Origin of the sequence: Streptomyces sp. NPDC029216, assembly GCF_040648015.1 — a bacterium.
Taxonomy (GTDB): domain Bacteria; phylum Actinomycetota; class Actinomycetes; order Streptomycetales; family Streptomycetaceae; genus Streptomyces.
In genome coordinates this window covers 1-13,152 of sequence record NZ_JBEZWL010000188.1, presented here as the reverse complement: position 1 = coordinate 13,152, position 13,152 = coordinate 1, and the positions used below count along the sequence as shown (strand labels likewise).

Genomic DNA, 13,152 nt, shown 5'->3' with positions numbered 1-13,152 from the left:
TGGCCACCTCGCAGCGAGGTGGCCAACGGCCGGGGACGGCTGGACCAGGCGCCTGCCCGGGGGCCGGCTACGGCGCGGCGGTGAGGTCCACGCCCAGCAGGTTCGACAGGTCGGCCACCGTCTGCTTGGGGTCCTTGTTGTGCACCCCCGCGAAACCGAGCTGCTCCGCCGCCTGGACGTACGCCTCGGTGTCGTCCACGAAGACGCACTGCTCGGCAGGCATCTCCATGAGCTTGAGCGTGATCTCGAAGAGCTCGGGGTCGGGCTTGCGCAGCTGGTGGTGCTCGGAGATCACCACGACGTCGTACAGCTTGTCGAGGTCGTAGCCGTCGTAGAGGTCCCAGGGCGCGAGGCCCACCGAGTTGGACAGGATGCCCACCTTGATGCCCGCTCGCCGCGCCGCGGCGGCCGCGTTGATCAGCAGCGGCTCCGGACGCAGGCCTCCGAAGATCCTGCCCATCAAGTTGTCGGGAGAGACGCCCAGCTTCTTGCCGGCAATCTCGTTCCACTCGGTCTGGCTGACCGCTCCCCGCTCGAGGTCGCCGGTGATCCGGACGCCCTCGTCGTCCTGGTACAGGGCCGAGATGCATGCACCCTGGGGAAGCCCTTCACGCTGCTCGAAGGCGAGCACCACGGGCAGGAGCGGTGTGGTGAGCACGCCTCCGAAGTCGAGAACGAGGCCGGTGCGCTGAGACATGCAGGAACTCCAGTGCTGAGAATCTGGGCGCCGCCCGTACCGGACAGCGTTCCGGCCCCGGCATGCGCGTGGCGGCGACAGCGCCTGCGCTTCGCTTTCCAGGGTCGGCGGTATTTACAGGGCGGAAAACGATGCCACCCACTGTCTGGCCCACGGTACCAGCCGCCTCTTTGGGGCTGGCGACCCCGCCTGAATCCGAAGGGCGGCAATAGTACCGGAGGGCTGTCTTCTATTTCACACGACCTCCCAATTGAGTCGACTTCTTCAGCCCCTAAGGAGCAGTACTTGAAACTCGAATGGCATTTTCGGGCTGCAACGTTTCACGCGTCCGGTTCAAGACTCAGCTCCGCAGACTGCTGCAGAAGCTCTTGAGCATCGCCCGGGGTGATGACCGCGTAAGCCTTGCTCACTCGCACGAGCCAAGCTGCCTCGCTGTTCGTGTCGACGAAAGGTTTCTCCTGGAGCGGGGCTGTCGCGTACTGGCTGGCCTTCGTGGAGGCAGCGGCACGGAGCGCAGCGGCGATCCAGTACGCCTCGGCGCCCGGCTCGGGGTCGGGGTGCGACGCGGCTGCCTCCTCGGCAGCCCACAGGAGCAGCTCCGGGGCGTAGTACCGGAGCTTCTCGCAGACATCAGCGATGTCCTGGGTCCATCGGTCCAGGCGGACATCGCTGGGGACCCGCATGTGGATCAGCTCGGCCAGGCGCGACCCGGGCGGGTAGAGACTCGTTCCGGGGAAAGCCTTCACCAGGTCGAACCAGAGCGGGTGAAGCCGGTAGAGGGTCTTCCATGTCTTCCAGCGAGCAGCCACGACGCTGGTGGTGGGGATGCTCGCGCCTACGGCCACGATCAGGAAGAGCAGGTTCATCCACATCGCCGTGAGATCAATGAGCATCTCCATTGTGGAATGACTCAGCGGGAAAAATACCGCCGTCCACACGATGACGATTCGGGCCGTCGTGTGGAGGAGCCCCATCCACATCGAGATTCCCATGAGCCTGAGACCGATTCGCATACTGATCGTCTCGGCTTCTCGCGCCCCCCGCGACCACTGGTAGCCGCAGACGGCGGTTGTGACGAGCGGGAAGAAGTAGAAGACGCTCATATACGCAGCGGCGCCTAATTCCCCTGCATGATCACTGAGAAAGTCTTTACTTTGCCGCTGGCGGTCCACAACGGTAAAAAAGAGAATGGTGAGCAGGGTCACGCCGATTGCGCCGACCGGGTAGGAGGCACGGGCGATCCAGCGCGACACCGTGACGTGTCGGGGCACCACGGCCTCGGAGCTCTTGCCGTAGCTGGTCGCAACGTACGTCAGGGACGCGATGATGGCAGCGGTGCTGGCGAAGTGCCTCAGGAGGGCGCTCAGATCGATCACGGGGATGCGGTCCACGGCCTGCATCGCTGCTGGTGTGTAGAGCCACAAGGCCACGGAGAATCCGGCGTAGCCGCCCCAGAGGGCTCGGCGGTGCGCGTCACCGTACCGGACGGCCGGGAATCGCCAGACGGCTATGAGGGTCATCACTGCCGCGGTCAGGTACCTGAAGAAGTCGAGCATGCCGTCCGTTATTCGTTCTTGGAGCCACGCCGCGGCGGAGCGACCGGGTGGGAGAGCGAGGACTCCAAGAGGCTGACCATGTCGTCGCCGGCCAACGGCTGGCGGCGGGCCAACCTCTTGATCAGGGACGCCGACAACTCGGCCTGCTGCTCCTCCGGGCTGTCGTAGTTCACGCGGCCTTGGACCAGAGCCAACGGGAATCGACGAAGGACTTCCTCCCGGATGTGCTCAGGGACGTATCGCTCGACCTCTTCATCGTTCAGGGTGCTCCCGTGGTCCAGCCACTCGTGCGCCAGCTCATGAAGGATGATGTGCTCGGTCTGGTTCCGGCTGGATCGGCGCCGGTAGAGCACGACCGTGAACTCCGGCGTCCTGACTCGAAGGCCGCAGGCTGTGCCCAGCCCTCCATCCGGGTCGTCAAAAGGCACCAGCCGAATCTGACGCTTCAGTGCGTGCTCCATGTTCCGGACCAGCGCCTCGACACTGAAGGGAGTGGGCACAGGCAGATCGGCAAGCAGCTTCTCGCATTCCTTCAAGAGGGCGCGTCGCGAAGGGTCCCTGCGCCACTGCATGACTGCTCTAGCGAGGTGCATCGGCGTTGTACCGCCTGGTTCTGCACGCAACCCGCCACTCTCCCCGCTCCGGGCGGTCTTCCGTCGAGCAGCCCACCTCATCGCCCCGTCCCCCTCGCCCCTGCCCCGTTTGCTTGCGGGGCTCCACCCACCCCGCGCTCAGTCATGCGTTCGGCAGGCTGAGCCAGTAGTCGTCACACTTTCCGCGTATGCAGTGAACCCTCGCCTCGCTGCCCAGCCCGACGACGCGTGGTGACCATGTGCAGCACGTCGTGGACGACGTCCAGCACCATGGCCACGGCCTTCACCGCCCGCCCGGTTGTCGGCTTGACCGCGCCGCCCCGCTCCGCCGCGCAGACCGCGACGGCAGCGGTGCAGAGACAGAACAGGCCCATGCCTATCGGTAGACCCAAGACGCCGGCGTGCGGTTCCATGAAGTACGGGATTTCAGCGACAATCTCGAACGCAACGGTGAACGTGAAGGCCAACGCGATGACGGCGCCCGTGAACGCCCGGGTGGCAATGCGGTGGACTGGGCGTGATCCACGGACACTGCGCGGGCGGAAGATGTTGTCAAACGGCCGCGCCCTGCGCTTGGTTCTCTCAACGATGTTCCCGGACGCTCTGCGTACGGCACGGCGGCTGACCGTATACCCCTTGCCGACGCGGCGAGCTTTCCACCGCATGTGCTGGCCTTACCCCCGTTGCGGAACAGAACAGTATGGCCAGGTCAACCAAAGGTGTTGATCATCTAGCCCACTTGATGAGAGTTCGCACGATATCCCTGCGCGCAAGAATCCCGTCAAGTCAACTGATTTTAGCGTACGTTCGGGTTGAGCAGACGCCACCGGAGGACAGTCGGCAGCAGGGATGAAGTGGCGGCGTGTGGCCCGGAGCACGACGAACCCGGCTGCGGCCCCGCCGACGGCTGCCGCGGGAGCAGTGGCCGCCTGCACGAGCCCCGCGAGTGCGATCCCAGCGGCCTGTCCCAGGCCCGGAGAGGCGATGAGCCAGGCCGACGCCTCAGCGAGAGCAGGCGGGGGACGAGGAAGTCCAGCGTGTGGAAGCCGGTCACCAGCAGTGGCGCGGGGAAGAGGCCGGGCAGTACGGCGGCCGTGATGGCCAGGGCAGGGGCGGGGTCGGCAAGCGTCGGCAGGGAGCCGACCGCAAAGCCGCAACCGATCGCGCGGAGTTGACGCGTCGGCGAGCCGGGCCAGGTGCGGCGTCACGTAGAGGAAGCCGCCGATCGGGCTGCCGACGGCGAGCACCGCGGGCATCATCGTCGAGAGGTACTCGGCGTGGTGACGTTCGGCTGCGGCGAGGGCGACGACGTTGAGTGCTCCCAGGGTTATGCCCGCCCCGAACAGGGCTGCCGCCAGGGCGCGCCGGCCGGGGGTACGGAGCGGGCCGAGCCAGTGCGTGCGGGTGCAGGACGGCTTCCACGGGCGGGGCGGCGGTGCGGTGAGGAACAGCGCGCACCCGGCGAACACGATCGCCGCTGTGGCGATGAGCACGACGGTGGTGCCGGTCAGGGTGTGCAGGGCCAGGACGGGTAGCGGGCCGCCGATGAACACGAGCTCCTGGGCGCTGGCGTCGAGCGAGAGCGCGGCTCGCCGTTCGGGAGGGCTGCACACGACGGCGGCGGTCCTGACTCCGACTCCGGGCATCGATGTCAGGACCGGGTGAAGAGGGTGGGCCTCCAGCCGGGTGCCGATCTGGGCTTCCAGTGCCCGGCGCTGTTCGTGGACCGCGGCAAGCGAGCAGGCCGGCGAGGGGATGACCACGCCGAGGGTGCCCGTTCCCGGGACCACTACGGTCTGTTCGTCGAGGGCGTCGAAGACGTCCTCGATCAGCCGGGTGGCCATGCGCGGGGGCCTTGGGCCGGATCAGCTCGACGAGTCTGCGGCGGCCGGCCTTGGCGCAGGATGTGCGGCATTGTCCGGGCCGCATCCGCGATCACTGCCGCGCCCTTCGCATCGGTTTTCGCCTCGCCCGGGTTGAGGTCGGCGATCCGCCGCATGGCGAGTCCGGGCAGGTAGGCGACTTCGCAGCCGGCGTGGCGGGCGATGGTCAGTGGCAGGGCACCGATCGAGGCGGGCTGGTCCGCGATCACCAGCACGGTGCCGAACTTGGCCTTGAGCTTGTCGAGACGGCCCGCAGCTTCGGTTCGCTGTTGGGCATCGGCTTCTCGAAGACCTTCTTCCCGGCCGGGTGAGCCCGTGGCCGTGGTGGGCCGTCCGGCCAGACGTCCATCCCGAGGAAGACGCCTATGCCTTCGATGTCTGACATCGCACCCTTCCGCGAGTGTTGACCGTGCCGGCCTCGGCGGTGGCACCGTGCTCGCGCATCCACGTTGTGCAGACCTGCCGCCCGCGAACCGCCCGGCATTACGCCGGACCGGGCGGTGGCCGGGTCTCTCATCAGCGTCTCCGACGGCACCCCTCGGACCCGGCGACACCGCGCCCCAGGTCATGCCGTCGACAGAGGGGACACAGTCATACTGGGCCTGGAGGCTGGCGGCCCCCGTTGCAGGACTGCGAAAACACAACGGGGTGCCCCTATGAGTTTGGTCAAGCTGATGGGGCGGGTTGGGGTTCGTACAAGGTGCCGTCTCGGAGCATCGCGAAGAGGACGTCGGCTCGGCGTCTGGCGAGAAGACCCGTTTAAGCTGCTTGTTTCGGCGTCGGGAGGGCTGTTCGCCACGGATTGACGAGCCTGAGCTGCGGGTCGCGGGGCCAGGCCGGCGTCGGCGGCAGACGGGGAGCCGGATCCGTCGCCGACGTCGATGAGCATCCGTGCTTCGGTCCTGACGCCGATCCCCGGCATGGACGTCAGCACCTTGGCAACATCGTTTTCAGAAGAGGTGAGTACCTCGCTCACTGCATCGCGGACTCGCTTCCCGAGGCCGGGCCTGCGCTTGGCGCAGTCAAGCCGGCGACCCGCCGGTAAAGCCCAAAGGCACAGCCGGCGAAAGCCAGGTACAGGAGCGCCGCGGAGACGGGGTTCGCCAGAGCGACGAACACCTGTGCTGGGACGAGGGCGGCAGCGAGGTTGAAGCCCAGGTGCAGGAGCACGCAGGGCCACAGCACGCGCGTGTGTTCGTAGATCAGGGCCAGAAGCACCGCCAATGGCAGGGTCGAGGCGAACTGCACGGCGTTGCCGTGCAGCAGGCCGAACACCACGGCGGTGACCAGCGTGGAAGCGAGGATGCTCACCCGCTTGCGCAGCAAGGGGTAGACCAGCCCTCGGAACAGGGCCTCCTCCCCCGCAGGAGCCGCGACCATGGCGAGCAGCAGGGTCGTCAGCACTCCAGCCGCGTGCCTCGTCTGGTTCGACGCGTCAAAGCCTGTGGACCCGGTCGTGGCGTAGATCCACAAGGCCATCGACTGCCCGGCGAGGAATGCCAGAACCGCGCAGCCGACGGCGGTCCACCCGAAGCGCGGAATTTCCATGCGCGGCCGCGGGGCCGGCGCATGCGCGAGCCACTGGGGCCGCTGGATCCTCACTGAGCCGACCAGGATGACAACAAGCATGCCCAGGACGCAGGTCGCGACGATCGGCTCTCCGATGAGGCGGACTGCGACGGTGCCCAGACCGAGGTAGACCGCGACGACGGCGAACGGCACGAGGGCGCACCACCCGATGCCGAGCAGACGCGAAGTGGTCGGTGGCGTCGTCATGGTCTCCTCCTCTACGGGGCTCAAGCACCCGTGGTGATCTGTTTCGATCTCGACGACCGGCGTGGCGAAGCCGTGCCCGAAGGGCTTGAGGCCCTCGGTCCGGCGCACCGGCTCGAACAGCCGCCGCAGATCTTCAAGGCCGGCGTCGCAGTCGGCGTCCGGGCCGAGCACGAGATCGCCCTTCGGGCCATCGGTGCGGACGGCGAGCAGGGCAACCTGGGCGGTCTCCTGCAGCACGGCGACCAGGTCGCCTGGCTTCTCGGCCTTTGCGACGCGAACGACGCAGGCTCGCCGGTGTCCGATGGCGCTGAGACCGTCGTGCTGCTCCAGGCTGGTGGTGATGTCGAACCACCTCGGCGCCCGGCCGGAACCACCGTCGAAATCGTCGGGGCCGGCGGGCCGGCGGGCCGGTTGACGACGACCGGGTGGTCGTTGATCCCCCACCATCCGGTTGGCCGGCAGCCCGGCGGTGAACACCGCGTAGCACGGCTCAAGCGCGGACCCCGTGCGGCGCGGGCTGTTCATCGCCGGGGCGACGTAGAAGCCGAAGAAGCCGTCGTCGCGGTCTTCGACGTCTCGGATCCTGCCCACCTGGGCGAAGGTCTTCAGCACGATCGCGAAGCCGTCGAAGACCCGGAGGAAGACCGGGTGATGCGGCTCGGTGCGCAGCAGCTGCATCAGTATCGACTGCTCGATGTCGATGGCATCGGGGTCGGCGTCGCGCCCGCCCCAGGGATTGGGGATGGTCTTCGGCGCGGCGACGCGCAGCAGGCGGGCAACCAAGATCGCATCGGCCACCAGCCGGCGGTTCTCGTACAGCACGGGCATGACGTCGGAGACGGTGCCGAGCCCGGCGAACGGACGCAGCAGGCGGATCTCCCAAAGCTTCTCGGGCCGGTGCACGCGGGTGTATGCCTCGATCACCTGGGAGAGGACGTGGGCGTCGAAGCCGGGCTCGGACAGGCCTGCGTAGCCGAGGACGCCAAAGGAGATGCCGTCCATGTCGACTCGATCTCCTTCAGGTACTGATCCGACCGTCCTGTGCGCTGACACAGCGGTGTGAGGAGGTCGATGCCCTCGTCGGTGGGCGAGTGGTCGTCGACGGCATGAAGCGCGGACACGGTGGAGGCCCTCTCGGTCGGGGTCGCTGGTCGATGGAGAACGAGGTATGAGAGACGCCTTTCAATGTTGCTGCGATTCTAGCAGTAACAGTCACTCCTTCTGTCAATTCACCAGCATCTTTGAGTCTCATTCGGGTTCCAAATGGCGCACTTATATCGAATGACTCCGACAGGCTTTCCAAAGTCCTTGCGCATCGGCTACTCTCGCCGGTATGGCTATTCGAAGCATTGTTGAGTCAGATCTCAGCGGTAAGCCGGATGCGGCTACCGTGACCTTCGGCCTGGGAGACACCTGGTACGAAGTCGATCTCACAGTTGAGGAGAAGAAGGGCCTTGAGGCTGCACTGAAGTCGTACCTGGAGGTCAGCCGGAAAGCCGGGAAGCCTGCGCCCAAGAAGCGAGTCGTACCTGAGACGACTGCCGAGGAGCGAGACAAGATCCGCGAGTGGGCCAAGGAGCAGGGCTACGAGTTCGCGGATCGGGGGCGCATCCCGAAGAAGGTCATGAAGGCCTACGACGAGGCTCACGGCATCGATCGGAGCAACTAGCACCGAGCCTGATGTTCGCCTCCTGGCCGATTTCTGTCATTCACCCCCGATGGGCCCTGCAGCACACTGCAGGGCCCATCGCGCGTCTTCAGACCAGATGGATCGCATTGGTCGTCTTGATCCCCGCAGTCCCGCTCGAGCCCTGCAGTGGATGGTGCCGTGCGAGAAGTGCCCCGGTGTATCCGGCATGAGCTGCTCCTGGCGTCGCTTCGGGCATCCGGGCTTCCGGCAGAGGTCGAGGAAGGCCGTGCACAGCACCTGAGTCCCGGCCTCGCGGAAGACCTGGGCGGCGTCGACCACCTCCAGGTTCCGCTGGAGTCCGGCTGCTCCCCTGTGGGCCGACCACTCCGCGGGAAAGACGATGATCTCGAAGCCTGCGTCCCGTCACATCAGTTCAGCCCATGGCGTCAGCCCCCTTGGGACAGTGCCCCGAAAGAAGCACCGGCCGGGTGACGTTCTTGGGCCCCCAGCCGCGCCAGGCGTCGTCGAACGTCTCACGCATGCTCTTCGCGTCGTTCCAGCTGCGGGAACCGGTGACCAGGACGACGTGCGAGAACGATTCTGGAATCATTTCAGCAATCGTTCGAGTCTCCTCTCCTTGTGACTCGACGGTCTCCACAGCTGGAGTCGAGAGCTGCGGTCCTGGCGTCTGGGCAGGCGCGGCGGCCTGCGTACTGCTGCCCCATTCCGGCCGGCCGGTACTGGACCCGATCACGGCCAGGTCCTTCTCCCGCTGGAGCTCGACGCGGATCCGATCGTCACCACACATCGGCATGAGGTGGACGATGTACATCCCGTCACCGCTGCGGGGGATGTTCAGGGTGACGACCGTGCTGTTCTCGTCGTCAGTGAAGTCGACGTCGTCGACGTCCCCGACTTCGCCGGAGCGCATCCTCGGCGACGGCTTCGCTGTTCGACTTCTACAACTTCGGCACGCAGCGGGCTCCTCTATCAGGACGAGTTCAGGCTGGGGCTGTGTCGTGGTGTGCCTCTTCGTGGACTCGGGTGGAGTGGCGACCATCGAGTGCGGGCCCCGGTGGGGTCCGTGCGACCTCGATGTTCACTCCAGCTCCCGCGGCGGCCCTTCCGGCTGACGATCCGGAAGATCCCACTGGAGTGATCCACCCCGGCCGGATCGCACTGCGAACCACCGCCCGGAGCGTCACTTCTCGCCTGAGCCAGGCGCTGCGCGCCTGCCCATCCACTGCCGCACTCTTCGCCCCTGCCCACACGTCTGCGACAACTGCGGCGGGCAGTGTTGGGGTTCGCCTCCCAAGCGCTGGGCTGGGCATAGCCCGAGGGAGCGCCGGCGACCGACGGAGCGGCGAGCCAAGCGACCGGTGGAACCCGTCGGCCATGCCTGACACGTCATCGGAGCGCAGTGAACAGGCCGAGCGGAGCGAGAGTCCGCAGGACACGTGTTATCAGATTCCCTTATGCCCTTTCACTTCCTTGTCGCCGTCCCCGCCGTTCCACGGCTGGAGCACTGGCGGAAGCCTCGAACATCAGGGGAAACGGTCCGTACCCTCTCGACTCGTACCCCTCCCCCCTTTCGTGCAGCGGGGGTACGGGGCAGGCTGTTTCGCCTGGTCATCACGCCTTCTGGCGGTACTGCTGTTTCGTCGTTCGGGATACGGCCGTACCCCCGTGCCGATCCGTCCTCGTGAGGCACGAACGAGGCGGGGTACGGGTCTGCTCCCGACGGGGCACAGCTCCGGTGCGTCCCCTTGCCGCCGTAGGCGGCACAGCCCTCGCCTATGAGCGGATCCGTCCTCTCGCGACGCCGTCGCTTCGGCTGTGGATGACGCTCGGCTTCATCGCTCGCTGCTGACGGCGTAGTCGGCCTCGCACCATCGTGCTGCGCCAGCTGCACCAACCTGGATTTGCTGTGCTCCGGTCGTTGCTCCGGTGCTGCTGCGGCAGCGTGCCGGCACGTCACGCACCGCGGCCGAGGCGGGCGTTCGGCACTACCTTGTCGACACGATCCGGCCCCGGGCCGTGTGTCGTTTCGCGCTTGCGCGGCGAGCCCGGTGCGGTCTCTCGTGGACGCATCAAAAGAAGAGAGCCCCGGCTGCTGCGACCATCTGCCCATCGGGCACAGCGAGCAGCTCGGGGGGTGCGGGTGCGTTGTCGTCTTCCTCCAAGGGGTGCCTCCGCAGCAATGCCCCGGAGCCTCTTCCACCCCACGGCCCATGCTGCGCAAGCACGTCGTTCCTCGCACGCTCGCTGGGTGTCGGGGCCTACTCCCCCCTTCGACCCTTCTCTCTCTGCGCAACCTTGTCGGCTCGATGACGCCCCTGTGCCGACCGCTGCACCAGCGCTGTGTCGGTGTCTCGCTGACAGCTGTGCCGGCCACGCTCCGCCAGCGGTCCATGACTGTCTCGACGTACCCGCCGAATGGCTTCAGCAGGGGCGCGGGTCAGGCCTCGATGCCCCGTGAATCAGCGCTTCCTTCGCGTCTCTGCAGTGGGCTATCGGAACGCGCAGGGGCCACGACTGGGACACGTACAAGACACCGATGGCTGCCGCTGGGTCTTTCAGAGTCCCGCGCGTGTCCGCGCGGCATCTCGCGCGCGCTCCAACAGTGCCGCCCCGGTGTCGCACACAGTGCCCTCGGAAGACACATCTGCGTCGGGGAGCCGGGTGGGGTCTCTCAGGAGGCACAGTCGGGACACCAGTGGGAGCTTGGATACGCCCCCGTGCGGCATACCCGAGACCATGCCCTGACACGCCCTGACGTCAGGTGTCTCGCAGGTGTCCCGTGGGAGCCCTTGTTGCGTTGCACGTGGGACTCATAGGCGCGTGGCGCCGCCGGCTTGCGCCCAGCCGCCTCCGGCAGGGGCACTGCGGCGTCTCACCGATGTCCCCGCCAGAGACGACTGAGGACACGAATAGTGCACGACTCGCGTATCGAGTGGGACTTGCATGGGGCTCAATAGGGACACTAGAGTGGACTCATAGCGATTCGAATAAGAGGGCAACCATGAAGGGTGTTGAGTCCATGTGACAGAGCTCGAGACATCCCGCGAACGACCGGATGGAGTGCAGGAGCGAGCGGCAGGGCGAGGTGAGTGCAATGGCGAATCGGCCGAGTGAACCTCGCAAGGTCCGCTGGACCGTGCCCGCTGCCGACACCTCGGTGATCGAGTGGCTCGATCAGCAGGAGAACATCTCGCAGTCGCTGCGACTGCTCATTCGGGAGTCCATTCAGCGCGACGGATACGTCGACGTCTACTACAAGCCCGTCGAGCAGCTGCCGCGTCGCGGCCGGCCGCCGCTGGAGAGCACCGAGCAGCGCGAGGACGACGGGGCGGTCACCGAGCGCCGTCCGGCCGCCATGCCTGTTCGGCCACAGCCCGTGGTCGCCGACCAGGCCGACGCCGTCGTCGAGAAGACAGCACCAGCGCCGGTCGCCCGACCCGAGCCGGTTCCGACACCTGTTGAGACGGTCGAGGAACCTGCGGTAAGTGCCGCCGGCCCAAACCCGGAGCCTCCGAAGCAGGCCTCCATTGACGAAATCATGGCGAGTACTCGGCGCTGAGTGGCGCGGTGAATTTCATCTTCCAGGCAGACGACACAGACACCGAGGGACCGAATTCATGAGCGCCAACAGCAACGACATCATCACCCTCACCGGCGGCATCGACGTCGGCAACGGCTACGTCAAGGGCGTCATCCAGAATACGAAGCAGGAGATCTTCGACGAGATCGATCTGCCCAGCGCAGTCGTCTCGACTTCCCGCACCTCGCCGAAGGTGCCGCTCCCCGACGCGGATGCGGCCTCCGTGATGGCCGGCGACTTCTACAACCAGATCGACTGCTCACTCACCACAACCCTGGTAGCGGCGTCGGACCGCCGAATCTTCGGCCGGGCAGCGCTGAGCGTGCGCGGCTCGAAGTTCACCGAGTTCGAGGTACTGGGCAAGCACTCCAAGGCTGATCAGGAGCTGAGCAAGGTCCTGGTCCTGGGTGTCTTCGCCGCGAAGGCCCTGCGCGACTACGTCCGCGAGAACGGCGCGCTGCCCGGTCACGAGCTGCGCGTGCAGGTGCGCGCCGGCCTGGCGCTGCCGATCTCCGAGTTCGTCGCGCGCCGCCACGCCTACGCCGCCGAGTTCATCGGTCTGCTGGGCAGCTCCGACCCCGCTGTGCACCTGGTGACGATCAAGAACTTCAGCACCCCGGTCTCGGTGCGCCTGCAGTTCGTCGACGTTCAGGTGATGGCCGAGGGTGCCTCCGCGCAGTTCGCCATCACCGACAAGGGCGAACCGCTGGCCCAGGCTCTTCTCGATGATCTGCGCACTCGCGACGCCTCCGTCGTGGAAGGGGTCACGGCCTCCGATCTGGTGGCGGTGCAGAACACCATCGGCGTCGACATCGGTGAGGGCACCGTGAACTTCCCGGTCTTCACCGATGGGCGGTTCAACCCCGAGGCGGCAGCCACGCTCGACGAGGGCTACGGCACCGCGCTGATGAACGCCATGGAGCGCATGAGTGAGTCGGACGCCACGCTGCAGTTCTCCTCACGCAAGCAGCTGGCGGACTTCCTCCACGCGAAGCCGTCTGTGCTGGTGAAGAATCGTCACCAGCGCGCCGCCGGCTTCGTCGAGGACGAGGCCGGCTACCTGGTCGACGAGATCGTCTCCTCCTTCGGCGACGTCCTCTCCCAGGCCGGTGCGACGACCGAGGTCGTCTACGTCTACGGCGGCGGCTCGGGTCCTATCAAGCACCTGCTGCACCCTGCGCTTCTGAAGGCCGCCGGCGATGTGCCCGTGCTCTACCTCGACTCGAGCTACTCGCGACACCTGAACCGCGAGGGCCTGTACATCGCGGCACGGCACGTCGAGCAGCAGGCCCTCTCCGCGAAAGCGCGCGGGCAAGCACAGTAAGACGTCATCTCATTTGGCGTGCTGTGTAGGCTGTCGATCGTGGCGGGAATTGTTGAGCGGCTGGTGCCGGATGAGTTGTGGGAGCTGTTCCA

General features: G+C 66.6%; 9 protein-coding genes and 2 pseudogenes. 3 read left to right on the top strand and 8 right to left on the bottom strand.

Features of this window, described 5'->3' with window-relative positions:
- Positions 1-67: 67 nt before the first annotated feature.
- From AB0F18_RS35710 to AB0F18_RS35680, 7 genes and pseudogenes are all read right to left on the bottom strand, one after another.
- On the bottom strand, positions 68-697 hold the full coding sequence (locus AB0F18_RS35710) for an HAD-IA family hydrolase (protein WP_362068545.1): 630 nt from the start codon (positions 695-697) through the stop codon (positions 68-70).
- 320 nt (positions 698-1,017) lie between these two features.
- The gene (locus AB0F18_RS35705; protein WP_362068542.1) at positions 1,018-2,253 is read right to left on the bottom strand and encodes an MAB_1171c family putative transporter; all 1,236 of its coding nucleotides are present in this window, start codon (positions 2,251-2,253) and stop codon (positions 1,018-1,020) included.
- An 8-nt stretch (positions 2,254-2,261) separates the two neighbouring features.
- Complete coding sequence (locus tag AB0F18_RS35700) at positions 2,262-2,825, bottom strand: hypothetical protein (protein WP_362068539.1); 564 nt, start codon at positions 2,823-2,825, stop codon at positions 2,262-2,264.
- A gap of 194 nt (positions 2,826-3,019) precedes the next feature.
- Complete coding sequence (locus AB0F18_RS35695) at positions 3,020-3,313, bottom strand: hypothetical protein (RefSeq protein ID WP_362068536.1); 294 nt, start codon at positions 3,311-3,313, stop codon at positions 3,020-3,022.
- A 1,143-nt stretch (positions 3,314-4,456) separates the two neighbouring features.
- Positions 4,457-5,114, bottom strand: a pseudogene (locus AB0F18_RS35690) (IS110 family transposase); the annotation flags it as partial.
- A gap of 281 nt (positions 5,115-5,395) precedes the next feature.
- Positions 5,396-5,678, bottom strand: a pseudogene (locus AB0F18_RS35685) (transposase); the annotation flags it as partial.
- 23 nt (positions 5,679-5,701) lie between these two features.
- A complete protein-coding gene (locus AB0F18_RS35680) occupies positions 5,702-7,507 on the bottom strand; it encodes a type II CAAX endopeptidase family protein (protein ID WP_362068534.1) in 1,806 nt (601 codons plus the stop codon).
- Positions 7,508-7,838: 331 nt separating this feature from the next.
- Between AB0F18_RS35680 and AB0F18_RS35675 the strand changes: the two genes are divergently transcribed.
- A complete protein-coding gene (locus tag AB0F18_RS35675) occupies positions 7,839-8,174 on the top strand; it encodes an Lsr2 family protein (RefSeq protein ID WP_285523268.1) in 336 nt (111 codons plus the stop codon).
- Between the two features lie 394 nt (positions 8,175-8,568).
- Here the strand turns inward: AB0F18_RS35675 and AB0F18_RS35670 are convergent, their stop codons facing one another.
- Entirely contained in the window at positions 8,569-9,066 is a 498-nt protein-coding gene (locus AB0F18_RS35670) for a hypothetical protein (RefSeq protein WP_362068531.1), read from the bottom strand.
- 2,184 nt (positions 9,067-11,250) lie between these two features.
- Between AB0F18_RS35670 and AB0F18_RS35665 the strand changes: the two genes are divergently transcribed.
- Together AB0F18_RS35665 and AB0F18_RS35660 are read left to right on the top strand one after the other, a co-directional pair.
- On the top strand, positions 11,251-11,715 hold the full coding sequence (locus tag AB0F18_RS35665; protein WP_362068528.1) for a hypothetical protein: 465 nt from the start codon (positions 11,251-11,253) through the stop codon (positions 11,713-11,715).
- Between the two features lie 58 nt (positions 11,716-11,773).
- Positions 11,774-13,060 (top strand): ParM/StbA family protein, encoded by a 1,287-nt coding sequence (locus tag AB0F18_RS35660; protein WP_362068525.1) that lies wholly within the window; start codon positions 11,774-11,776, stop codon positions 13,058-13,060.
- Positions 13,061-13,152 lie beyond the last annotated feature (92 nt).

Bases quoted from the DNA above. Each gene is read 5' to 3' on its own strand.
- AB0F18_RS35710 (WP_362068545.1), bottom strand. From the start codon at position 697: ATGTCTCAGCGCACCGGCCTCGTTCTCGACTTCGGAGGCGTGCTCACC.
- AB0F18_RS35705 (WP_362068542.1), bottom strand. From the start codon at position 2,253: ATGCTCGACTTCTTCAGGTACCTGACCGCGGCAGTGATGACCCTCATA.
- AB0F18_RS35700 (WP_362068539.1), bottom strand. From the start codon at position 2,825: ATGCAGTGGCGCAGGGACCCTTCGCGACGCGCCCTCTTGAAGGAATGC.
- AB0F18_RS35680 (WP_362068534.1), bottom strand. From the start codon at position 7,507: ATGGACGGCATCTCCTTTGGCGTCCTCGGCTACGCAGGCCTGTCCGAG.
- AB0F18_RS35675 (WP_285523268.1), top strand. From the start codon at position 7,839: ATGGCTATTCGAAGCATTGTTGAGTCAGATCTCAGCGGTAAGCCGGAT.
- AB0F18_RS35670 (WP_362068531.1), bottom strand. From the start codon at position 9,066: ATGCGCTCCGGCGAAGTCGGGGACGTCGACGACGTCGACTTCACTGAC.
- AB0F18_RS35665 (WP_362068528.1), top strand. From the start codon at position 11,251: ATGGCGAATCGGCCGAGTGAACCTCGCAAGGTCCGCTGGACCGTGCCC.
- AB0F18_RS35660 (WP_362068525.1), top strand. From the start codon at position 11,774: ATGAGCGCCAACAGCAACGACATCATCACCCTCACCGGCGGCATCGAC.